Annotated in this window: 20 protein-coding genes; 9 read left to right on the top strand and 11 right to left on the bottom strand. The window is 40.2% G+C overall.

Annotated elements, in window-relative coordinates:
- Positions 1-74: 74 nt before the first annotated feature.
- Entirely contained in the window at positions 75-665 is a 591-nt protein-coding gene (gene slmA, locus EOK74_RS02010; RefSeq protein WP_133468223.1) for a nucleoid occlusion factor SlmA, read from the bottom strand.
- Between the two features lie 28 nt (positions 666-693).
- Positions 694-1,893 carry a bifunctional phosphopantothenoylcysteine decarboxylase/phosphopantothenate--cysteine ligase CoaBC gene (gene coaBC / locus EOK74_RS02005; protein WP_133468244.1) on the bottom strand — a complete coding sequence of 400 codons (1,200 nt, stop codon included), beginning with the start codon at positions 1,891-1,893 and terminating at the stop codon, positions 694-696.
- A gap of 139 nt (positions 1,894-2,032) precedes the next feature.
- On the opposite strand from coaBC, the gene radC reads away from it, so the two are divergent.
- The 5 genes from radC to mutM all read left to right on the top strand — a co-directional run bounded on the left by radC (position 2,033) and on the right by mutM (position 4,672).
- A complete protein-coding gene (radC, locus tag EOK74_RS02000) occupies positions 2,033-2,707 on the top strand; it encodes a RadC family protein (RefSeq protein WP_133468222.1) in 675 nt (224 codons plus the stop codon).
- Positions 2,708-2,874: 167 nt separating this feature from the next.
- Entirely contained in the window at positions 2,875-3,111 is a 237-nt protein-coding gene (rpmB, locus tag EOK74_RS01995) for a 50S ribosomal protein L28 (RefSeq protein WP_133468221.1), read from the top strand.
- An 11-nt stretch (positions 3,112-3,122) separates the two neighbouring features.
- Positions 3,123-3,278, top strand: coding sequence for a 50S ribosomal protein L33 (gene rpmG, locus EOK74_RS01990; protein WP_133468220.1), 156 nt, complete (start codon positions 3,123-3,125; stop codon positions 3,276-3,278).
- 119 nt (positions 3,279-3,397) lie between these two features.
- Positions 3,398-3,856, top strand: a complete 459-nt coding sequence (locus EOK74_RS01985) for a hypothetical protein (protein WP_133468219.1) — start codon at positions 3,398-3,400, stop codon at positions 3,854-3,856.
- 3 nt (positions 3,857-3,859) lie between these two features.
- Positions 3,860-4,672: a bifunctional DNA-formamidopyrimidine glycosylase/DNA-(apurinic or apyrimidinic site) lyase gene (gene mutM / locus EOK74_RS01980; RefSeq protein WP_133468218.1), complete on the top strand. Its 813-nt coding sequence runs from the start codon at positions 3,860-3,862 to the stop codon at positions 4,670-4,672.
- A 13-nt stretch (positions 4,673-4,685) separates the two neighbouring features.
- Here the strand turns inward: mutM and coaD are convergent, their stop codons facing one another.
- Positions 4,686-5,177 (bottom strand): pantetheine-phosphate adenylyltransferase, encoded by a 492-nt coding sequence (gene coaD / locus EOK74_RS01975; protein ID WP_133468217.1) that lies wholly within the window; start codon positions 5,175-5,177, stop codon positions 4,686-4,688.
- A gap of 215 nt (positions 5,178-5,392) precedes the next feature.
- Here coaD and EOK74_RS01970 point away from each other — a divergent pair, with 215 nt between their 5' ends.
- Entirely contained in the window at positions 5,393-6,079 is a 687-nt protein-coding gene (locus EOK74_RS01970) for a sulfotransferase family protein (RefSeq protein WP_133468216.1), read from the top strand.
- A 123-nt stretch (positions 6,080-6,202) separates the two neighbouring features.
- Here EOK74_RS01970 and EOK74_RS01965 read toward each other — a convergent pair whose 3' ends face one another.
- The 6 genes from EOK74_RS01965 to pbp4b form a co-directional block, all read right to left on the bottom strand.
- Complete coding sequence (locus EOK74_RS01965; protein WP_133468215.1) at positions 6,203-6,979, bottom strand: L,D-transpeptidase family protein; 777 nt, start codon at positions 6,977-6,979, stop codon at positions 6,203-6,205.
- Entirely contained in the window at positions 6,967-8,070 is a 1,104-nt protein-coding gene (locus EOK74_RS01960; RefSeq protein ID WP_133468214.1) for a dipeptide epimerase, read from the bottom strand. Before EOK74_RS01960 ends, EOK74_RS01965 begins: the two co-directional genes overlap by 13 nt.
- A 6-nt stretch (positions 8,071-8,076) precedes the next feature.
- Positions 8,077-9,510: a C40 family peptidase gene (locus tag EOK74_RS01955; protein WP_133468213.1), complete on the bottom strand. Its 1,434-nt coding sequence runs from the start codon at positions 9,508-9,510 to the stop codon at positions 8,077-8,079.
- Positions 9,511-9,540: 30 nt separating this feature from the next.
- Positions 9,541-10,413 carry a glucosamine kinase nucleotide-binding domain-containing protein gene (locus EOK74_RS01950; protein WP_133468212.1) on the bottom strand — a complete coding sequence of 291 codons (873 nt, stop codon included), beginning with the start codon at positions 10,411-10,413 and terminating at the stop codon, positions 9,541-9,543.
- 66 nt (positions 10,414-10,479) lie between these two features.
- Complete coding sequence (locus tag EOK74_RS01945; protein WP_133468211.1) at positions 10,480-12,051, bottom strand: serine hydrolase; 1,572 nt, start codon at positions 12,049-12,051, stop codon at positions 10,480-10,482.
- A gap of 10 nt (positions 12,052-12,061) precedes the next feature.
- A complete protein-coding gene (gene pbp4b, locus EOK74_RS01940) occupies positions 12,062-14,554 on the bottom strand; it encodes a penicillin binding protein PBP4B (protein ID WP_133468210.1) in 2,493 nt (830 codons plus the stop codon).
- A 407-nt stretch (positions 14,555-14,961) separates the two neighbouring features.
- On the opposite strand from pbp4b, the gene EOK74_RS01935 reads away from it, so the two are divergent.
- The 3 genes from EOK74_RS01935 to EOK74_RS01925 all read left to right on the top strand — a co-directional run bounded on the left by EOK74_RS01935 (position 14,962) and on the right by EOK74_RS01925 (position 21,109).
- Positions 14,962-18,021, top strand: a complete 3,060-nt coding sequence (locus EOK74_RS01935; RefSeq protein WP_133468209.1) for a TonB-dependent receptor — start codon at positions 14,962-14,964, stop codon at positions 18,019-18,021.
- Positions 18,022-18,389: 368 nt separating this feature from the next.
- A complete protein-coding gene (locus EOK74_RS01930; RefSeq protein WP_239023969.1) occupies positions 18,390-20,087 on the top strand; it encodes a glycoside hydrolase family 3 protein in 1,698 nt (565 codons plus the stop codon).
- Positions 20,088-20,260: 173 nt separating this feature from the next.
- A complete protein-coding gene (locus tag EOK74_RS01925) occupies positions 20,261-21,109 on the top strand; it encodes a MurR/RpiR family transcriptional regulator (protein ID WP_133468207.1) in 849 nt (282 codons plus the stop codon).
- A gap of 19 nt (positions 21,110-21,128) precedes the next feature.
- Here EOK74_RS01925 and EOK74_RS01920 read toward each other — a convergent pair whose 3' ends face one another.
- The gene (locus tag EOK74_RS01920; RefSeq protein ID WP_133468206.1) at positions 21,129-22,313 is read right to left on the bottom strand and encodes an exo-beta-N-acetylmuramidase NamZ family protein; all 1,185 of its coding nucleotides are present in this window, start codon (positions 22,311-22,313) and stop codon (positions 21,129-21,131) included.
- Complete coding sequence (gene murQ / locus EOK74_RS01915; RefSeq protein WP_133468205.1) at positions 22,306-23,229, bottom strand: N-acetylmuramic acid 6-phosphate etherase; 924 nt, start codon at positions 23,227-23,229, stop codon at positions 22,306-22,308. The genes EOK74_RS01920 and murQ overlap by 8 nt, the downstream gene beginning before the upstream one ends.
- Between the last annotated feature and the right edge of the window lie 251 nt (positions 23,230-23,480).

Genomic DNA, 23,480 nt, shown 5'->3' with positions numbered 1-23,480 from the left:
TGCTGGCTTAAAAACCGTCAACTTATTCTAGGACGGGACATTGTTACCCTTTATTACTTAATTTATAAGCAGGGTTAACCAAAAAATTGCTTGTTAATAAACAGCCATTGCTCAGTAAAACCTTCAGTAGGGCGTCTTGTAAATTCACTACGAATAAATTGGTTAATTTTACCATCTGCAAAGCAAATCAACATGTTAGCAATAATGCTTTCTTCTGCTGGTAATGTTTTACCTTCTCTTAGCTTACGCTCTCTAAGTACTTGTTTTAGTTGGGTTTCTAAACGTTCATAAAGCTGAGCAATGCGTTCACGTAACCTGTCTTGCTCACCCATTAAAGCATCACCGTTTAAAATCCGTGTTATCCCAGGGTTTTTTTCAGCAAATCCTAAAATAAGATGCAATATTAGTTGGCAACGAGTGGCTGTGTCTTTTTCTTCATTAATTATCTTATTAATGCGGGAAAAAAGAGTTTCTTCTATAAACTCAATCAGGCCTTCAAACATTCTCGCTTTACTTGGAAAATGCCTATATAAAGCAGCTTCTGATACGCCTACATGTGCAGCCAATTTTGCCGTCGTAATACGTTGGCCTGGGTTGGTCTGAAGCATGCTGGCAAGAGCTTGGAGTATTTGTGCTCGGCGGTTTGGGCGTTTTGTAGCTGGCATTTTGGTTCCTAAAAGACTGTGGCGTGGTCTATTTTTGTTCAGTGTATCTTTGTTCAACTAACAGCATAAGCTTTTTAGCTAATAATTGTTTATCGGCAACTTCTAATTTTAATTCACCTTTTGGCCAAAAAACTGTCAGTGCATTTTGCTCACTGTTAAACCCGATTTTGCTATCTGATACATCATTAGCAGCAATCATATTCAACTTCTTACGTTGTAATTTCCCCAACGCATATTCTTTCAGATTTTGAGTTTCTGCTGCAAAACCCACAGTGAAAGGAGGTGAACTTAAATGTGCTACCTCTTTCAAAATGTCGGGGTTTTTAACGAAAGTAAGCGTTAACTCATCATCTGACTTTTTAATCTTTTGGTCAACTTTTTGTTGCACTCTGTAGTCAGCAACCGCGGCACAAGCAATAAATATATTACAGTCTTTTATGGTGCTCATAACGGCATCTAACATTTGTTTTGCACTGTTGACTTTTACTGTATTTATATCTGCTGGAGGAGGCAAGGTTACAGGGCCACTAACTAAGGTGACGTCTGCGCCTAATTCCTTCGCAGCTCTTGCTAGGGCATATCCCATCTTTCCAGAGCTGTGATTGCTAATGTAACGAACAGGATCAATTTCTTCTCGGGTAGGGCCTGCGGTAATTGTTACCTTTTGCCCTTTTAACAACAAGGGGCTTTTTTGTGGCAATAATAAATCAGCTAAATCTTGCGGCTCTAACATTCGGCCAGGTCCAACATCCCCACAAGCTTGCTCTCCTTGAGCTGGGCCGAAAAAGGTAACATCCCGCTGAGATAATGTTGTTAAGTTTGCTTGAGTCGCTTTTGCATGCCACATTTGTTGGTTCATTGCTGGCGCAATATATATTGGAGCGTCTGTAGCAAGGCATAGCGTTGACAATAGGTCATCAGCAAGGCCATGGGTAAGCTTAGCTATAAAATTCGCTGTGGCGGGTGCGATTAAGAGCTTATCAGCCCATTTTGCTAGCTCTATATGACCCATGGCAGCTTCAGCATCTTTGTCTAATAAGTCATTTGAAACAGGATGTCCAGATACCGCTTGCAGTGCTAATGGGCTAACAAATTCTTTAGCAGAGTCTGTAAGTACCACTCGAACTGTGGCTCCTTTGGCAGTCAGTTTACGTACTAAGTCTGGTGTTTTGTATGCGGCGATACCACCTGTCACGCCTAATAAAATGTGTGTGTTTTCAAAATGCATTGTGTGTTTGTATTGCTCTTTTTTGACTAATATTGACATTATTGGCTGGAATAGTCTTCATTTGCTAGGCTTATTTTAAGGTTTTAACCTATCAATTAAATAGCTGTCTATTTAGTTACAAATTTATGAGCATGGACGCATGAAAATTACAGATTGGCCAGAACAAGAAAGACCTAGAGAAAAACTTTTAGCAGCAGGAGCTGGCTCTTTAAATGACTCCGAGTTACTTGCTATTTTTTTACGGACAGGCATAAGCGGTTATAGCGCTGTAGATTTGGCCCGTAATTTATTAAATGAGTTTGGTAGTTTAAGGAAATTATTTAGCGCGTCTGAACAAGAGTTTTGTGAAGCTAAGGGGTTAGGGCAGGCTAAGTATGTTCAGTTGCAAGCATGCCTAGAAATGAGCCAGCGTTATATGGCTGAAAAACTTGAAAAATTAGATGTATGCAATTCAGTCGAGCACACTCAAAAATATTTGATCAGTAAGCTCAGAGACCAACCCCATGAGGTGTTTGCTGTGTTAATGCTAGACAGCCAATATAGACTAATTAAATTTAGACCTATGTTTTATGGCACTATCGATAGCGCAAGTGTTTATCCAAGAGTATTAGTACAACAAGCGCTGAAAGATAATGCAGCGGCTGTAATTTTAGCCCATAACCACCCATCAGGCATCGCAGAGCCTAGCCAAGCAGATAAACACATAACTGGAACCATAGTTAAGGCCTTTAATTTGATGGATATTAAAGTACTAGATCACTTTGTAATAGGTGATGGAGAGGCTGTGTCTTTTGCCCAAAGAGGCTTAATTTGATTGATTGTAGGCCTGAAAGGTCGAATTAGCGCTTTTTCTGCACATTATTCTTGAACTCCCGTTAGCTTTACTGTATAAAATGCGCCCTCTTGTTAATAGCGTTAATCGTCATATATATAAATGACTGGTTAAACCTAAATTTTTTAGATTGTTTGGAGACAAAGGCCATGGCCAAAGTATGTCAAGTTACTGGCAAGCGTCCAGCGGTAGGAAACAACCGTTCTCACGCTAAAAATTCGACTCGTCGTCGTTTTTTGCCAAACCTTCATTCTCACCGTTTTTGGGTTGAAAGTGAAAACCGTTTCGTGAAACTACGTTTATCTGCTAAAGGTATGCGTATTATTGATAAAAAAGGTATTGATACCGTGTTGGCCGATATGCGTGCTGACGGTGTTAAAGTTTAAGGAATCAGATTATGCGTGATAAAATTAAGTTAGTGTCTACTGCTGGTACTGGTTACTACTACACTACTGATAAAAACAAACGTAATATGCCTGGCAAAATGGAGATCAAAAAGTTTGATCCTAAAGTTCGTCAGCACGTTTTGTTCAAGGAAGCTAAAATCAAATAAATCCTTTGGTTTTGTCTCCAGAAAAACCCGGCTTATGTCGGGTTTTTTGCGTTTACTACTAAGTTAGCCGAGTCTGTTGTGGCATAATTCTCTCCTGTTTTCTTTTTACGTCTCTATTTATGGTTAAGTTGTCTCAGCGCGCTTGGAATAATGTCATTATCGTCAGTATGTTAGCTTTAATCATGCTCTTTAATTTGAGTAGTAACTTTTTAAATGATGACAGCCATGCTCCGGCATTATCTACCTTAGTGCCGCAGGGCTTATTGATCAGCACTATAGAGTTTTCCAATGCAAAAGTTGAACGTGTCGGTCAAGGGTGGCGAGTTGAGTCAGACCTAAGTGTTTCAAAAGATCTAAAGGGGCTAATAGATTTGTGGCAGTCAGCAGAGGTGAGTCCATTTGAGGAAAATCTTCAAAGGAAAGACTCTCAATATAAAGTCACAGTGTGGTTTATTGGGCAAGCAGAACCTACAGAATATCTATTCTTAACGTTAGCGGATAAAACCCTAGTCAAAATAGGCCAGCAAACCTACCAATTAGTAAATGTTAATTATCAAACCTTAATCCCTACAGAGTAAAGCATGCCTGAATTACCAGAAGTTGAAGTCAGCCGTTTGGGGATAAGCCCTCATCTTGTAAATCAAACTATAGAAAGCATAGTAGTACGTCAGCGTCAATTACGTTGGCCTATTCCTAATGAAGTACATCAGGCAGAAGGTCTTGTGATAACTTCGATTCATAGGCGGGCAAAATATTTGCTATTGAATACTAGCGCCGGCAGTATTGTTTTACATCTCGGTATGTCAGGTAAGCTTTGTGTGGTGGATAGTGACACTGAAATTAAAAAGCATGATCACTTAGATATAGTAATGAAAAATGGTAAATGCTTACGTTTTAATGACACAAGGCGATTTGGTTCGTGTCTATGGCAGGGCACCAATGAGGCAGAGTTAAGTTTATTGACATCTTTAGGGCCAGAGCCTTTAACTGATAATTTTAATGGCGACAGGCTGTTTGAAATGTCGCGGGGTAAATCTGTAGCAGTGAAAAAGTTTATTATGGATAATAAAGTTGTGGTTGGCGTTGGGAATATCTACGCCAATGAGTCACTTTTTATTGCTGGAATTGATCCTAGAAAATCTGCTGCTAAAGTCACCAAAAAACGTTATTTACAACTTGCTGAAATCATTAAAAAAGTATTAGCTAGTGCTATTGAACAAGGTGGTACCACATTAAAAGATTTTGCCCAAGCTGACGGAAGCCCAGGATATTTTGCTCAGCAATTATTGGTATACGGCCGTGCTGGAGAAGGTTGTGATGTTTGTAAAACGCCAATCAAATCTGTGAATATTGGTCAGCGAAATACGTTTTATTGTGGCACTTGTCAGCGTTAGCAACAGAAGTTACTTATTGATTAGTTCCATGCAACTTATGCTGTAAAGCGTCAATCACCGCAGGGTGACAAAACTCGTTAACCCGACCTCGGTGCAAAGCTACTTCTTTTACTAAAGTAGAGGAAATAAATGAGTTTTCTTCTGCAGGTGTCATAAATACACTTTCTAAATTTGGATTGAGTCGTCGATTCATATTGGCGAGCTGAAACTCGTATTCAAAATCAGAAACTGCTCGTAAGCCACGGATCAACACAGTTGCTCCTTGGTTTTCAGCAAAATCAGCTAATAAGCCTTTGAACCCTATAACTGTCACGTTGTCTAGATCAGCGGTAACGTGCTTAATTAAATCCACACGTTCGTCTAATGAGAATAAAGGCTTTTTATTTGGGTTAAAGGCAACACCTACGATTACGTCGGTGAACATTTTTGATGCCCTAACAATTAAGTCTGCGTGACCATTTGTAACAGGGTCAAAGGTACCTGGATAAATTGCTTTGCTATGCATAGTGAGTATTTTAACTTTATTTGATGTAAGGCTAACTCAAATGAAAGCATCATTGCTACCTAAACTTTATTTTTGTGGCTTATAGTTAGCATTTTGCATAAGTAGCATATTGCATTGTTTTTACGTGTTATGGCGACAAGGATTTGATGTACAATTCAAAGCTCTGGTGATGTGTAAACTGTCCTCCAACAGAAATATTAAGGTCAATAATTAGTATGATTTCCCACAAATTTAAATGTGTATTTGTGCATGTACCCAAAACCGCAGGACAAAGCATTGAGCAGTTTTTTAAAGAGAAACATGATCTTCAAGATAAATATTGTGAAGAGTTACTACTGACTAAAAATTCTGACCCTTCAAAAGGCCCACAAAGGCTAGCTCATATGTGTAGTGATGAGTATGTAACCTGCGGACATATGGATTTACAGACTTATCAAGATTATTTTACTTTTGGCTTTGTACGTAACCCTTGGCAGCGTCTAGTGTCTGAATATCTTCATAAAAAAATAGATAGTCGCATGTCACTAAAAGAATTTGTTCTAAATTGCCTTCCGGAAGAAGACTCTTTTAGTGATGCTTATCGCCATATTATCCCTCAGTCTGACTTTTTATTTGATGCTCAAGGTAATCAGAATGTGGACTTCATTGGTCGTTTTGAAAACTTAGCAGAGGATTTTGCTGTAGTCTGTGAAAAGTTAGGTTTACCAGGGGCAAGTTTACCCCATAAAAACTCCTCATATAGCCCAAGAAGAGCAGCATTGAGAAAGCTAAGACATTTATTCAGTGGTGATAAAAAGCGGGTTAAAAAGGACTACCGTGAATATTTTGATGATGAGTTACTTGAGCATGTCAACAAGCTGTATGCAAAAGATATTCAGAACTTTGGATACTCCTTTGATTAGTAAAACGTTGTATCAGTGATACTGATTGAGCTCTATTGAGTTGGAGTGACTATCAATTAGTCGATTTTTTATGAACCTAAAGGTCGCTCAATTGGAAAAAGAGCGACGCTTAGATTTGGCTCGTTAGAGAGCTGGCAGGCCCCAATTTTGTTGTTTTTTCTCATACTCTGCTTTTGGTAAGGCCAAATAACGAGGATTTTTCTGTGGGTCTAGCCATGCCAATAACTTATCCATTTGTGGCTCTTCCATTGATGTACAGCCAGCTGTAGGCACATCTGGCCCAAACCATAGATGTAAAAAGATACAGCTCCCTTTAGTGCTAATGTTGTTGGGGTTGTGGTCGAGTACAATTCCTTTTTTATAGATAGTTTGCCCTTCTTTGTGAATGTCTCGGCGCATGGGCTCTGTAGAGCCATCGACAGCCGCTTTACCCACTTTGGCCACATCAACTATTTGGTTATAAAGAGGGGAGCTATTTACGTCCATACAGTAATGATTACCTGACATAGCTTGATAAGGCATTTGGGTTTGAGCTTCCGGTAAATAACCAAAAGTGCTGCTCAAATCAAAAATACCTGCTGTGGCTTTACCGTCACCTTCTACTTTGTAATAGCCTTGTTGAGCTGGGTGTAACCCTAACCCCCAAGCTAACCCTTTACGGCCTAAATTGACTGGGTAGGCAGAGTCTACTGCTTGCCACTTTCCGTCTTGCCATTCAAACTTTTGCAGGCTTGCAGTGGTGGCATCCCAATCGTCTGACACTACCACCACTAGCTGCTTAGTCTCTAAGCTTTGTAGTAATGGTTGTGCTCGCTCTGAATTTGATGCACAAGCATTCAATAACGCTGTTAATGCCATAAGTGTGCCCGTTAAAAAGTTGCGTGATGTTAAAATGGCCAAGTTAGCTCCTGTAAGTCTTTTATGCTTTCGATACCAAGGCCAGAGCCTTGACCCAATTCTACCTTTGATAAACTAAAGTCCACGCCACCCACAACGGGGTCGTATTGTCCCAATACTGGGCCGTCTAAGTCTATCAGTGAAATACTCGATGCTTTTGCTGATGCTAAGTGAGCTGCCGCAGCCACACTAATACTACCCTCTAGCATACAACCGATCATGCAGGGGATATCATGTAGCTCAGCTATATCGGCAATTTTAATGGCTTGGCTTAGCCCTGAACATTTCATTAGCTTAATATTAATAATGTCAGCCGCACCACTACGGATTAACTCTAAAACTTGTTGCGGTGAGAACGCGCTTTCGTCTGCCATTATGGGCGTGGTGACCCGTTCACTAATATAGGCAAGACCAGCGATATCATTACTCTTAACTGGCTGCTCTATTAGCTCAAGTTCGACGCCCATGTTTTCTAGTTTCTGAATGGCGTAAACCGTTTGTTTAGCGGTCCAACCTTGGTTAACGTCTAATCTAATAATGGCCCGTTTGGCTACATCTTGATAAATTTCGTGTATTCGTGAAATATCATTTTCGATATCCGTACCAATTTTTATCTTTAGAATGTCAAAGCCTTGTTTTATGGCAAGATTAACGTCGGCTAACATCTTATCGATATGGTCAACACTAATGGTTACATCTGTCTTTAAATGCGGCTTACCGCCTCCTAACATTTTGTACAGTGGTGCATCAAAACGTTTTGCCCATAGATCATAAATAGCGATTTCTAACCCAGCTTTGGCGCTGCTGTTGGCTACAAGGGCATGTTGAATTTTATGGCAAATACCATTCAAATCTTCAATATCCATACCGATAATCTGCGGCCCAATTACCGTACTTATGGCATAACTTATAGAGCCGTGAGTATCACCTGTAATAACAGGTGTTGCGGGTGCTGAGCCGTAACCTAATATCCCTTTATCTGTTTCAATAATAATCACTAAATCTGTAATGTTCTGCACAGTACGCATAGCAGTTTTAAAAGGAGTTATCAGAGGTACTTCTAATTTTGCAAAGCGTATAGCTGTGATCTTCATAGGTATTTAAAGTCCTTCAACACTGTTGAGAGTAAGGCGTTTAATGTTGTAGATTCGATCTACATAAGATGTAGTTTCGTTTAAATGTAACTTAATTAAGGGGGTAACCGAAACCGCATTTAACGAGCCTTGATAGAACTCACCTTCTGGCGTCCAATAAGCTAAGCCTTTTACGTCATGTATAACAGTCGGTTTGCCTTCTTCTTCACCTAAATACATCATAACGTGGCCGGGAATATAAATAAGGTCACCTATTTGCATTTTGTTGATTACATTTAATTTTGTAACTGTTGTGGCATTTTTATCAAAACGAAAGTTTGTGCCATATGTGCCTTTACCTTGTTGTCCAGAGTTACGAGGCATCAATATTCCAAAGGTCTTGTATATTTCGCCTACGAAACCGGTGCAGTCTCTACCATTATAGTCGTGGCCCCAGCCGTAGCGCTCTCCCAAAAATTTAAACCCTTGTTCGATAACTTTTTGCGGTGTGTAGTCTAGGTATCCCTGATTTACGTCTTGGGTACGGCCAATTAATGCAGTTTGAATACTAAGACTGCCATCTTGATTACGGGTGGGAAGCTTTACCTGATAGCTGCCCGATGTACTTTGACCATATAATTCATCTTGTTGCTCTGCGGCACTAAGAAGCGGTAATTTAACTCCCATGTCTAGTTGTAACTCAGATACGGCAACTTCGTTAGGTACATAGCTGGTTAGTACTTTTGAACCAGTGATCATGAGAAAATCTTTTCTGGCTAGGTAGTCTTCAATTTGCTCTTTATCACCAATGGCTATGTCATTTTGTTGTACCCAAGCTAAGTAGTTGTAGTTCTGTACTAACAGCCAATTGCCATCTTTACTGCTATGTAAAATAGCTACGGCTTCCCCAGGGAATACCGCTGTTTCTTGAAAGCGGTCTAAATCTAAATCCATAGCTTTGTTAAACACTTTATCTAATGTTGGAAAGGTGCGTAATGCAGAGCGTTTGCTGACTAAACCAAATTTAACCGTGTTTTTTGCTGCAACACCTTCAATATTTAGATTTGCAGTGTAGCTTTCGAAGTTATGTTTAGAAAGCTGAGATCCATTGGCATAAAAACGTGGACTGCTGGGGATGCGGCTTATGCTTTCTATTTTTTCGATTAGTTCGGCTTTACTTAACTTACTTGGGCTAGTTAAAGGGTCAACAATGTGTGGGTTGCTTGCAAACAACTCTTGATTGAATGCGCTTATTTCTTCGCTTTTCATCGCCATAACCTCGTTACTTTCTAATTTTTTTTGCCAATATTCAGCGTTTAATTGCTTGCTTGTGATATCTGGTACATTGCTACTTACGGCTAAGCTGCTAAATGCGCTTAACGTAAACAAAAGAATAATCAGGCCTAAGCCTTTCTCTAGTGATATAGGCTTTTTATTTTTTTGTTTGCTGTTGTTTAACATAATTATGACTCGTTTAAGTTTTGCGTTATCTTAATCAGTACGCTCTAGTAAAAATAATGCGCCTTTTTCTGGGCCAGCCTTAGGGCTAACGACAACATTTTGTAAAGCGGGGCTAAATTTAGTTTTAAAAAATGGCGCTAAACCTCCCATAAGTACTAATGGCAGTTTTGTCCTCTCTAGGGTGCTTTGACAGAGTTTTTCAAGGTAAATACTTGCTTCTTGAATGAGCTTGGCGGCTTGCTCATCCGTTGATTCCAACTTAATAACCTCTGGTGCTAAAGCCGCAAATTGGCTGGGCGTAGCTCCCATCATTTTTTGTGCAAGATCGGCCGCTGAATTGACTTCCAGCTTGCTTAAAACTGTATTGTGTAAGTCACTAAGCTTAGTTATGCCATCTAGCGCATCAAGTGTTGCAGATACGGCTGAGTGCCCTAACCAAGCTCCGCTACCTTTGTCGCCTAACAGAAAACCATGCCCTCCAAATTGGGTTAGCACTCCAGATTGTAACCGCGCGGCGGATGAACCTGTCCCTATTATTAACAATGCGCCATCTTCGCCGCCGTGTGCACCGTAACTGCAGGTGGCTAAGTCACTGTCTACTTTAAATTTAGCAAAAGGGTGCTGCCAAGTAAGTAATTTATCTCTCACACTAGGTACGGTTGCACCGGCTAAACCCGCTGCCACATTTAGCTTAGGAATTACCTCAATACTCAGCTTGGCATCTAAAAGTGCCATATGAACCGACTTTAAAATAGAATCTAAGGTTTGTGATAAGTTTCTGGCCGCATTAGCTGAGCCACTCACTCCCTTGCCTAAAACCTCCCGCTTGGCATTGAATAGGTGAGCGCTACACTTAGTCCCCCCACCATCAATTCCTACATAAAGGGGGTGTTTGTTATTCATCGGAGTGTGATCCCAATATTATATTTTTGGTTAAGGCTATCATGTGATTTATTCGTACTGTAGTCATTAGAGTTTAGTAAAATTTAAATCCTGAAAATCATAACTAAAATCCACGTCTTTTGACGCTGGCGCAAGGGTCATACCGATAATACTGCCTAGCTTGTTACGGTTAAAATCAATAATGGCGTCTGCTTCTAAGCTTCGATCGTCCCAGCGTATCAGCACCCGATTTGAATTTTTTATTTGATACAACTTACCGACAAATTTTTCTATTCGTAAGGCTTTAATTTTTAAGAATGCGTTTTCGCTATTATCACTTAGTTCAATAACAAAGCGCCCTAGCCAAGGATCTTCATAAGTTCCAATATAAGCTTTGGCATCAGCGTGATTCAGGTCTATTGTTACATCACTTTTTTCTGGCTTATTCGCGTGTTGTTTTGCTGCAGCCTTATTCGAAGGGCTAAACTTGGATAGCCAATCAGTTTGTTTATCACCCAAGTATGGTTTCATAATCGTGTACATTAAGGCGCTACGAGCGGCACTTGATTGCTGATTAGTTAATACAACAAAGCCTAAATCCAACTCTGGAAACAAGCTCACAAAAGAATACATACCAGCTAAGCTGCCGGTGTGATGGACTTGTAAATAGCCATTCATGTCATTGATTCGCCACCCTAACCCATAGGCACTTAGGTGAGTATTATCAAAATGTTTACTGCGCCACGATACCGGCATAATGGTGTGTGGTGTCCACATCATTTTATGCTGAGCTTCTGAAAACAACGACTTGCCTGTAGCTGTTTTACCTTGGTTAAGTTGTACTTGAACCCAAGTTAGCATGTCATTTAGGCTGCACTGTATACCGCCCGCGGGGGCCGATACGCTAGGTTTTTCTGGGTCTATCGGGCGGATAATAGTTTGTAGCTTGCCATCAACTATGCCATGTGGTGTTGCTACATGGCTTAATTTTTGTGAACTAACGTTACCAGCAAAACAGTGTTCCATGGCAAGTGGTTGCATGATCCGTTTCTCGACAAAGGCTTCCCAACTCATACCTGTAACTGCGGGAATAATTTCACTGGCAACTATGTAAAGTAGGTTGTCGTAGGCATAGTCAGCTCTAAATTCACCTGTGGGTTTTAAGTATCGTAAATTATGTAAAACCTCTGCTCGGGTAAAACTAGAAGGCTCTGGCCACAACATTAAATCGCCAGTTCCTAGTCCTAAACCACTGCGGTGGGTTAATAAGTCAATTAGGTTAAATTCTTTGGTTACCCAAGGGTCGTGGAGCGTAAAGTCAGGTAAATAATCTTGTACTTTACCATTCCAGCTGATTTTTCCTTCGTCCACTAATATAGCAAGGGCCGCAGTGGTAAAGGCTTTGGTATTAGAGGCTATCTTGAAAATACTATTGGCGTCGATGGGGGCATCTTTGCCGATAGCTTTAACACCAAACCCTTGTGCGGCAATTACTTTACCGCTTTGAACTATTCCTAAGGCAGCGCCCGGTATCTGCAGCTGTGCCATGATTTGTTGTATTTTTTTATGGTCTAACGGCACTGGTTCGGCATATGTAATCAAGCTCATTCCACTTAATAAAAGACAAGGTAGTAAATACTTCAGTGTTAACTTTGGCATAGGTTTGACCTTACTCATTATCTAACACGGCTTCATAAACCAAGCTTACAATACTGCCGTATTTACCCGTTTCAAACAGTTTTCCGTTAAACTCTGGGCCTTTGTCTTCTTCTCGTTCTACTATTTCACTATGGCGCGCATTAGTAAGTAAAATTACGGCTAGGTCATATTCAGGATCTATCACAGTGACTGTACCTGTCCAGCCAGTATGGCCGTAAGCAGAGGCGCTCGCATAGGGACCAAAATGCCATTTTCGTTTACCATGAGCTGCTCTGCGCCAACCTAAGCCATAGCTAGCTTCACCTTCTTCTGGTTTTATAAATTGGTCGAGTACGCCTTGTGCAAATACTTTGGTTTTCCCGTAACCGCCTCCGTTCAAAAGGGTTTGTGTTAAGACGGCTAGGTCATCAACTGTTGAAAACAGGCCTGCGTGCCCAGTAACACCACCAAAGGAATGAAACGCTTTTTCATCATGAACTTCACCCTGTAATACATAAGTACGAACATTATCGAAGTCTACTGTGCCACCGCGGGTATTCCCCATTATTTCTGTGGCGGCAAACTGGTTTTTAGTAAAGCCTTTTTGTAGGGGGTTAAATAGGGTGTTGTCTAGGCCTAGAGGGTGATAAATCTGTTGCTCTACATATAAATCTAAAGGCTCTTGAGTAACACGTTCAATCAAGGTACTTAACAGCATGTAATCTGTATCGCTATATACAGTTTTAGCTTTTCGACCCGTTTCAAAGGGCACGCGAGATAATAGTAAGTGCTCAGTTTGTTGTTTATTTTGAGAGAAAAACTGGGGCCCTAATTCATTATCTTTAGTGAAAAAGCGAACTTGCGGAGAGTAGCCTGCTGAATGTGTCAATAAATCCCGTACTAACCGGCTTTCACGCCCTTGTCCTTGATATTCAGGTAAGTAGTCATTGATTGGGCGGGTGACATCAATTTTACCTTCAGACACTAACTTCATTAGTGCAAAGTTAGTAGCAAACATTTTGGTATTTGAGGCTAAGTCAAAAAGTTGGGTAGTTTGCATATTGATAGGATGAGTGAGTTTTTCACCTCCATCAGCAAATTTGCGGGCATAGCCATAAGCGCTTCTCTTAATGACTTTACCATCTTTCAATACAAGCAATACAGCTCCGGGAAACCCTGCTTCTATATCGTTATTGATAAGCTCATCTACTTTGGCAAACTTATCGCTATTGACTGTTTTTTCGAGGTTTAATTCAGGGTAGGGGATCATCACTTTAATACTGCTACCTTCTGGCAACACATTTTCAATCCTCAGGGTATTCTCACCATTCTTAGTGCGTTTGGCCAAAGAGTAATGGTAGCTTTGATAGGGTTTTAAGTGGGTTTCTATATTGAGTTTTTCACCGTTAACGTAAATATCAGCACTTGTTGCATCAATATTATCAATGATGATCTGGCCTTTATTGAGGTAACTTTTAAATATTGTGCGATCGTTTACCCACTCGCGAGTGCTACGTTCAGTGTTGGGGAATACCTCATTTACTTGGTAATAGCCTAAACTTTTTGGGGGCTGTTTGGGTTGTTTTTCTTGTTCGTAGCGCTCAAGTAAGGCTTCAATATGTTTTGGAAAATACTTATCTATTAACGCAAATAACGCGGCTGAGGTTTTGCTATCGAGCTTGCCGTTTACTGACCAAGGTAAAAAGTGCATTTGAAAAGCAGATAAGGTATCTAAAGTTGCACCATCGGTAAAGCCAGTTTCGACTATGCCATATCCATACACATTTAAGGCGTGTTGTATTAAGCCTATGCTGGCCGGAGAGGCATTAAACATTTCCCAATATTTTTTGAGGGTATCATTGTCGTACCAAGCACCTATACCGTTTTGATAGAGTTGATACCAAGGGAATCGAGGGCCTGGGTCGTTTTTACGAGTAGGGGAGATATCAGAATGGCCCACCACAGCAGTAGGCGATATATCTGGGTTTCGAGCTAAAATATCTTTTGACAAAGTGATTAATAAATCAATTTGCTTAGAATCGTAATCGGGGAAAACACAAAGGCGGCTAGTATCGTTTTCTCGTTTTTGTGTATTGGAAACAGACGTGTCACGCATACATTCGGGCACATTCACTATTTCAATGCCTAAAGATTGGTCATTTAAGTCTTTTCTACCTTGCCAGTAACTTCGCCCTGCATGCCATGCCCGGCCTGATTCATCGACTAATTGAATGACTCTTAATTCTTTATCTTGATAGCTAGGGTCGTTACTTTCTGGAATAAGGTAATGAGCGCTCAAGCCACCTTCTTCAACTAAAGCCGTGACAGATTCTTGGTAATCTATGGCTGTGTAATGCATCACCAAAAATTTGATTCTTTGGCTGTAATTTTTTGATTGCATGTGGGAAAGGGGTAAAGATGTACAGCTCACAATAAGCAGTGTTAAAGGCACTATTAGCCACTTGCTATGCGATAGTGGTGATTTTTTTTCACTATACGAATGATGATGAACACCGAACTGCATAACAAACCTCGCCTTAAGAATAAAAAATTATTGTGTCGCTGTAAATATTGGAATAATTATTCTACACATATTTTGGGACTAATAATAAACGATTTTATATATAAATCTTTAATTAGATCATTAACCTTTTGCTAATACTTATCTTCATTGGCTATTTAATTAGTAGTTAACCCTGAGTTAAAAAGTTTCCCACGAAATTTTTCTATAAATTGTATTTTAAGTCTGCACAAAGATAAATTATTTATATATATTGTAATAATTGGAAAAAATTATTCTTGACCTGCTTGGTTAATGTTTGTTAAATAACAACCAGTTTTCCTTAAGTAACAGCCACAACATAAGAGTTGGTGTCGGGATTTCTGTAGCAAGGTCACTTAAATAAATAATTTAAAAAACAGGTGAAACACATGTCAACACAACACAAAAACTTTCTAAAAGGGTGGTTACATAAGACTGTTCGCAAATCACCACTCGGTGAGCAAAAGCGTAACTGGAGCTCATCTATCATAGTATTTTTTGCAATGTTTTTATTTGCAATGAATGTATCTGCACAGCAAGTGGGGGAAATTGTCGGCAAGGTCTCTGGACCTGACGGTACGCCACTTGAGAATGTTGCAATTGAAGCCAAAGGCGATGTTTTGCCTAAACCCCGTTCTTCGGTATCTAAAGAGAATGGAAATTATCGCCTGCAATTACTCCCACCCGGCAGTTATGATGTGAAGTTTACTGCACCTAGTGGTGAAACTAAAAGTGTTACTGTCGCTGTCAATCTTGATGGTAAAACATCGCTGAATATTCAAATAGGAGATTCTGATTTAGAAAAAATTGCTGTTTATGGTCAAGCGTTAACGACTTCAACCAATGCATCATTAGGTAATTCTCTTAATTCCGACGCTTTAGATGTGCTACCTACGGCTGTTGAATACAGCTCATTACTTCGTTTAATGCCTGGCGTTCAAGTAACTTCTGACAGTGTACGTGGTCCAAGTGCTGGTGCAAGTGGTCAGGATAACGGCTACAAAATGGATGGCGCGAACCTGTCTGTTCCTTTGTTTGGTATTCTAGCGTCATCTCCGTCAACCCATGACATTGCACACGTATCTGTTGAGCGTGGTGGTGCGCGAGCTGTCGGCTTTAATCGAAATGCTGGCGTAACTTTGAATACGGAAAGTAAATCAGGAACCGATGAGTGGAAAGGCGATCTAACGTACCGCCTACAAAAAGGCTCATGGCAAGCTGACGACGAAGATGGTTTAAGTACAGAGGACGACATAGCCTATATCACAGTAGGTGTTGGAGGCCCTATTATTGAAGAGCAGCTCTATTTTTACGGCTCGTATTACACCCGTGATGACTCTAAGGGAAGTGGCACAAACGCTCGCGGGGCTCTACCTGACATTACCAATGAGCGAGAGGAGTACTTCGGTAAATTTACTTGGACGCCAATTGATGATGTGTTGATTAATGCAAGTTACCGTAGTTCTGAAGTGACTGAAACTAACCAAGAAATATACGAAAATAATGCGGCGTCTACGGCTACTGACGGTGTGAATGAATTTGAAGTATTAGTAATTGATGGCTCTTGGATCATAAATGATTCAACTACGTTTAATATGTCTTACGCAGACACTAAACAGTCGTCAGGCTCGTTCCCAATTACAGATTTAGGTTTTAGAGGCCAATCAGGTGACTCATTAGACCTTACCGATTTAGCATCACAAGGTTACTTTACCGTACCTGACCTTGAAATCAGAACCGGTGCTGACGCTAGCGAGCAAGCACTAATAGATGCTTACAATGCTGGCGCAACTCCGTTAATCACCCAATATGGTATCAACGGTGAAGCACTTGGTAGTGTAGGTGCAGCGGCAACCATAAACGATAACGCTTATTTGGGTGAAACTATCGAAATGTCTTTGGACCACGTTATGGACATTGGTAATACGTCACATGAACTTCATTTTGGTATTCAACAAGAAGAAGGCTCAGAAGAGCTGTTTCGTGTTTCTAATGGGTGGGGATCAATTGAGTATTGGGGTGGTTTGGACATTGATGATGGCGGTATTGTGGCCCCCACTGGTGACCCTATTCCTGTAGGTACTGCTTACAGAGCAACGGTGCAAACCCGTGGATTTGATGCAGGCGGATTAACAGGCCCACTTGTTTCAGCATCTAAATCAATAAACATTGCAGTGAACGACACTATATATTGGGAAGATTTTACGTTTGATCTAGGTTTTTTGCTTAGCCAGGATGAAATTGTTGGTCAAGGATTACGTAAAGCTGACACAAGCTCGGGCTGGGAAGAAGCGCGTGGTAACACTTATGTGATGAAAAAAATTGGCTTTAGTGAAACCTTTCAACCGCGCTTAACAGCAACTTGGGATTACAGCCCTGACGCTTCAGCATTTGTAAGCTTTGCACGGTATAACCCAGGGGTAAGCTCACTTGCTCGTGCAGCTTCTTGGGATCGTAATACAGGCGGTAGTACTACAAGGGTTTACTTTGATGAAAACGGTAGTTTTCTTGACTCTGAAACCAATGTGTCTTCTACAGGTAAGCTCTTTGCTGCTGGCCTAAATCCAAGAACAGTACAAGAGTTTATTATAGGTCACCAAACAGCTTGGAAAGATAATTGGACGATACGTAACCACCTTCGCTATCGTCGCACATGGAACTTCTGGGAGGATACCAATAATAATTCTCGAATTGTGTATGATTGCGCCAGTTATCAAGACCGTGTAGCTAGTTTTGCGGATTTGTATCCTGATTTAGTTGCTGATGCGGCCGAATGTAGATTTGACTCGCCAGAGCCGAAAGAGCTTTATATACCGGTTAATAACCTAGTTGATGAAGGTACATACGTAATTGCTCAGCTTGATGGTGCTTATACAAAGTATCTAGAAGCAAGCATGGAAGTCGACTACAAGTCTGAAAACTTCTTTTCTACTTCTTCAATAGTCTGGAGTCATTATTATGGTAATTTTGACCAAGACGGCACCACTCGTTTCAACAATGACCAAGGATCATTTATTGGGTCTTCGAATATTGCTGATAGTTGGTATGGACAATTATGGGGGAGTTACACCAATGGTAATTTGCGAGCAAATCGTACTTGGCAATTTAAAAGTTACGGTGCCTACGATTTCTCTTGGAATGCATCGCTTGGTTACTTGGCTTACTGGCAGTCAGGCCACAATTGGGCCCATCAATGGGCTAGCACCTTTTATTTGGAGCCTCGAGGTAGCCGCGAAACGCCGAGCCATTGGCAGTTAGATTTGAACTACACACAGAATTTTGATTTTGCAAGTAGGTACGGTTTTCAACTTCGCATAGACGTATTCAATTTGTTTGATAAACAAACTGGATACAACCCACAACCGCGTTACAGCGATTCGGAATTAGGTGTATACCGTAGTCATGAAAATCCACGTCGAGTGCAACTAACAGCGGCATTTAGTTTCTAAAACTTAGTACTACTTAATTTAGCCCTGCAATGTAACAACGTTGTGGGGCTTTTTTATATTGTTGAATGTAAGATTACATTTTAATTTGTTTTTAAAATGAATTATTAAAATCGTTAAAGGCTAATACATTGGCTTCTTTTATTAAGTTCGTAAAAGTGAATGCAGGAAAACGCATGCTAAAAAGTATTTCTTTCATTTCGCGCAAATTGTTAATTATATTTACTGGGATAAGTGTATCAGCATGTGTGCACACTCTTTCACCGCCCTGGGCTAGTAAAGAAGTAGAATTACTTGTCGCGCAAAAGTTAATGATAGATCTACGTTATTTTTGCGCAGATTCTAAACTTGAAATTAAATGCAGAAAGCCGATGACTGAATTGACTCAGCCATTAGTCGACTTGATTGCTGATACGGGGATCGGCGGTGTGTTGTTGTTTTCAGAAAACTTAGAAGACATTCCGCAAATTTTACATTTGAATTATGCGCTGCAAGAAGCTGCAAAGGCTGCAGGTCATCCGCCATTATTTATTGCCGTCGATCAAGAAGGTGGGCGTGTGGTGCGTTTACCCAAAAATTTGGGTACTCCATTAGCGGGTAATATGGCCATAGGTGCGACATACGCTAAATACGGTGATAGGTTCGCCACACAAACCGGTGAAGTATTGGCAAAGGAATTAATGTCGCTTGGCTTTAACCTGAACTTTGCTCCCATTGTTGATGTAAATGTAAACCCACTAAACCCTGTAATTAATGTACGTTCGTTCGGTGAAAATGCTGAACTTGTGGCTAGATTAGGGGTTGCTCAAATGACCGCTATGCAAAACCAAGGAATGATGGCTACGTTAAAGCATTTCCCTGGGCATGGAGACACTAATGTTGATAGCCATACCGGCTTACCAAGGGTTGATCATAACTTACTGCAAATAGAGGCAACGGATTTATTACCTTTTCAACATGCCATTGATAACAGCTCTCCAGCAATGATAATGACGGCCCATATTCAATATCCAGAATTAGATAATACTGAGTTTATAGCGAAAGATGGTAGCGCAGTTATTCTACCTGCGACTATGTCTCGAAAAATTTTGACGGGGCTACTAAGAAATAAGATGGGTTATGATGGCGTGATTATAACTGACGCCCTTAATATGTCTGGTGTGACTTATTATTTCGATGAGACCGAAGCCGTGATACAAACATTCTCTGCAGGGGCTGATATAGCCCTGATGCCTACGATAATTCGCCACCCTTCAGATATTAAAAAGCTAAAAAAACTCATTAATAATGTCGCAAATGAGGTGCAGCGAGGGCAGTTAAGCCTGACTGAAATAGAAGCCTCGGTGCAGCGTATAGTTAGCTTAAAAGAAGGCTACCAGTTAAAGCTAAACACTCACCTGCCTATTGAACAGGCTATAAACAAGGCGAGACTAACCTTGGGGTCTAAGCAACATAAAAAAATTGAACAGAAATTGGCCGATAAAGCTGTTGTGGCAGTTAAAAACAATGGCGTGTTGCCTCTAGAAAGTAACATAAATAAGATATTCTTAGTTATGCCTGATACCGCTAAATGTATGGGGTTAACACTGGCTTTAAAAACCCGAAAGCCAAGTTTACACATAAAATGTAATAGCTTGGCAAGCCATGACGCTGACATAAAGCTAACGTCTTTGGAGTGGGCTGATATGCTCATCACTGCTGATATTACACCAGACCAAAGTTTAGCTGAGCTGGGTGGTATGGATGATCTGAAACATAAAAGTAAGCGCAGTTCTAAACAGCAGCAAAATACTCAACAGTTGAGGTTATTAAAAACTGCCAGAGACTTAGCTAAGAAGACTGTATTCGTTAGTTTCCGTACCCCGTATAAGAGTTATTTATTTTCGCCTTTCTCTGATGCCATATTAGCGAGCTTTGACTACCGCCTTAATCAAACTCAATACTTTGATGACTTTGGTCGTTTTATTACTGAGTATCAAGGTCCAAGCTTTAATGCATTAGCTGATGTTATTATTGGCAATATTCAAGCTCAGGGGAGTTTACCTGTTTCGCTGCAAAGCTGTAAATAATTAGAGGCGTGAGATGATAAAAGAGGGAATAAAATATTCAATTGGAATAATTTATGGTTTTTCATTAATAACTATCTGTATTTATTTAAATTATTAGTAGAAACCGATTAATAATTTTAGGTTTGTTAGGTATTATTATTCTTAATTGACAAATAAAATATTACTGAGAAAAAATGTCTACATTTACCAAAATTAAAGCCGTTAAAGATTCTTTGTCGAGCAGTGAATTAAAGCTGGCTAAGTTTGCATTAGATTCGTCCAACGCTATACGAGAATTATCATCACAAGAACTGGCGAATGTGGTGGGTGTGAGCCAGTCAAGTGTGGTTAAATTTTCTCAGAAATTAGGCTACAAGGGTTACCCCGCCTTTAAAATGGGTGTGATTGATGCGTTGAATACCTCTACTGCTAATAATAAATTACATGGCAAAATCACGGTTAATGATGGTTTTGCACAAATGTCTGACAAGCTACTTAGCAGCAAGGTATCGGTATTGAATGAAACCCGAAACCTGAATGATGAAAAATCATTGGTGGCTGCTGTAGAGTTACTTAAATCTTCAAAGCGTATTTTAATTTGTGGTTTAGGTGGCTCAGCTTTAGTCGGTAAGGACTTCTCATATAAGCTACAGAAGCTAGGGATACTGGCGATTGAAGAGGCCGATGCACATGCCCAATTGGCTTTTGCGGCTACTTTAGGTGTAAACGACCTAGTATTTGCTATTAGTGAGTCTGGTAACACCAAAGAAATTATTAATGTGGTATCTGAAGCAAAGCATAATAATACTAAAGTTATATCGCTGACTCGTTTTGGAACGACCCCCATTTCTGATTTAGCTGAGGTAAAGTTATATTCAGTTGCAGATGAAGAATCAGCTCGACTGTCATCTATTTTAGCCAGAACAGCTCAAGAATTTATCATTGATATTTTATTTATCGCTATTACGCAATCTTCTCGTCAGGGTCGTCAGATATTAGAAAAGACCAATGCTGTGGTGAGTGACTTTAGGCGTTCATCTTGAAGCTTTAGGCTTTGGCTTGTTACTCTGGGTACAAGAGGTAGGGTTTACGTTGTTGTTTAAAGGATTGTAATCCTAGTTGCCAACTTTCTTGTATTTGCTGCAAGCTTTGTCCCTCTTCAATGGCTTTTCGAAGTTTGTGAGTACCTGCTAACTTATCCATGAATTCAGGGTGCTTAAAAAATGTCACTCCTGCTTTTGAGAATGCCTGATAGGTTTTTATAAATATTTCTAAGTCCAATCCTTGTTGTGTACTTTGTTGCAGGTTTATACCTAATAAGGTTCTATCTTGTAATTTAGGGTGTAGCGCGGCGCCAGGCCTTGAGTTTGGGGTAAAGCTGAACTTTCCTAAAGGAACTTCGTTGTGGCCTACAACCTGAAATGGAAAGTCTGTTCCTCTACCGATACTGACTGGTGTTGCTTCAAAAAAGCATAAGGAAGGGTAGAGTTTTACAGCTTGGCTATTGGGTAGGTTAGGGCTAGGAGCCACTGGTAATTCATAGGGCATACTGCGTTTATAGTTAGCGTTGCTAATGGTAAACAGTTCTAATTTGCTAGCGTTTATAATCCAGTTTTCACCTTTAATCATTAAAGCCAGTTCAGCCACTGTCATGCCATGCAAAAGGGGAATTGGGTGCATGCCCACAAAAGATTGATAGTCCATATCAAGTATTGGGCCGTCGGTAAATTTCCCGTTAGGATTAGGCCTGTCCAACACCAAAAATTGGGTGTTTGATTCTGCGGCCACTTCCATCATGTAATGCATTGAGCTGATATAAGTGTAGAAGCGGACCCCAACATCTTGTATGTCAAATACCACTATATCAATTTGGTCCATGATGTCTTTAGAGGGCTTTTTATTTTTACCGTAGATGGAGGTGATTTGAATACCTGTTTTGCTATCTATGGCGTTACTAACGTGTGCACCAGCATCATGATCGCCTCTAAACCCATGCTCAGGTGCAAATATCCGTACCACATTTATATGTTTAGATAGTAAAAAGTCCACTAAGTGTGAACCCTGTACTTGAGAGGTTTGGTTTACAACAAGGGCGACCCGTTTGCCCTTTAATAATGGCAAATATCGGTCACTTTGAGTGGCTCCAGTCTGTATATCTGCCTGGGATACTTTAGTTTGGCTAGCACAGGCACTTAAGCTGAAAACTAGTATTGCTAGTGCCAGGCATACAACTCTTACATTAGGCAAGGCTAGTCTCTATAGCTTTTCTTAAGAAACCTTTGTTTTGTTGAAGCAAAGCAAGGGCTTGATCGGCACTTGTATTGGTTAATATCATCATAATAGCGACTTTGGCTTCGTTGCCTGCTTGTTGTAGTGCTGCAGTAGCCGTTTCTTCATCGCAATCTGTGGCTTGCATCACAATCAGTAATGCTCGAGCATATAATTTATTATTGCTGGCATTCACATCTACCATTAGGTTTTGATAGGTTTTGCCTATTTTTATCATGCTAGCAGTGCTAAGCATATTAAGGATTAATTTTTGAGCCGTACCTGATTTCATGCGAGTTGAGCCGGTTAGTATTTCTGGTCCTACAGGGGCGCATATATCCACATTAGCTTTTCTACCGATAGGCGAGTTTGGATTACAGCTTACCGCCACTGTTTTGGCATCTAATGAATTAGCGTATTGTATGGCAGAAATAACATAGGGAGTTCGGCCACTAGCAGCAATACCCACTAGTACATCTTTTGAGTTAAAATTGATGGCTTTTAAGTCTGCTATTGCTGCTTCTTGGTTGTCTTCAGCTCCTTCAACGGCATGCTTTATGGCTTTTTCGCCTCCAGCTATGATGCCGATCACCATATCTTTGGCGACACTAAAAGTAGGAACACATTCAACGGCATCTAAAATACCCAAGCGGCCGCTAGTTCCTGCACCTATATAAATCAATCGGCCTTGATTGTTAAAGGCGTTAACTATGATATCTACTGCCAGGGCGATGGCACATAAAGCTGGATTTATAGCTAGAGCGACCTTCTTATCTTCTTCATTTATTTTTTGTAAAATATCTCGAGTTGTTAGTAGGTCAATGTCTATTGTTTCGTTGTTTCTGGTTTCTGACAAGATAGTGTAGAGCTCATCTAAAAGCGGATTATTATCCATAATTTTTCTCACTTTTTTTGAAGTAGGTAAATGTTTCGATTTGCATATACTTTATTTGATTCATCAAAGTTAGCCTAATTTAAGTTTGATTCACAATGGCTATAAATGATTGCTCTTACCAATGGTTAACACTCAAGATAATAAGAATATCTCATAATTACTACCAAACAGATTAAACGTTTTATTCTCGAAAATACTATAAGTGTTATTAATTTATAGATTACTGACTTGAGAATATATTATTCTTTATT

The organism is Paraglaciecola marina (genome assembly GCF_004360155.1).
Lineage (GTDB): Bacteria > Pseudomonadota > Gammaproteobacteria > Enterobacterales > Alteromonadaceae > Paraglaciecola > Paraglaciecola marina.
This window is presented reverse-complemented; position numbering and strand designations above follow the sequence as displayed.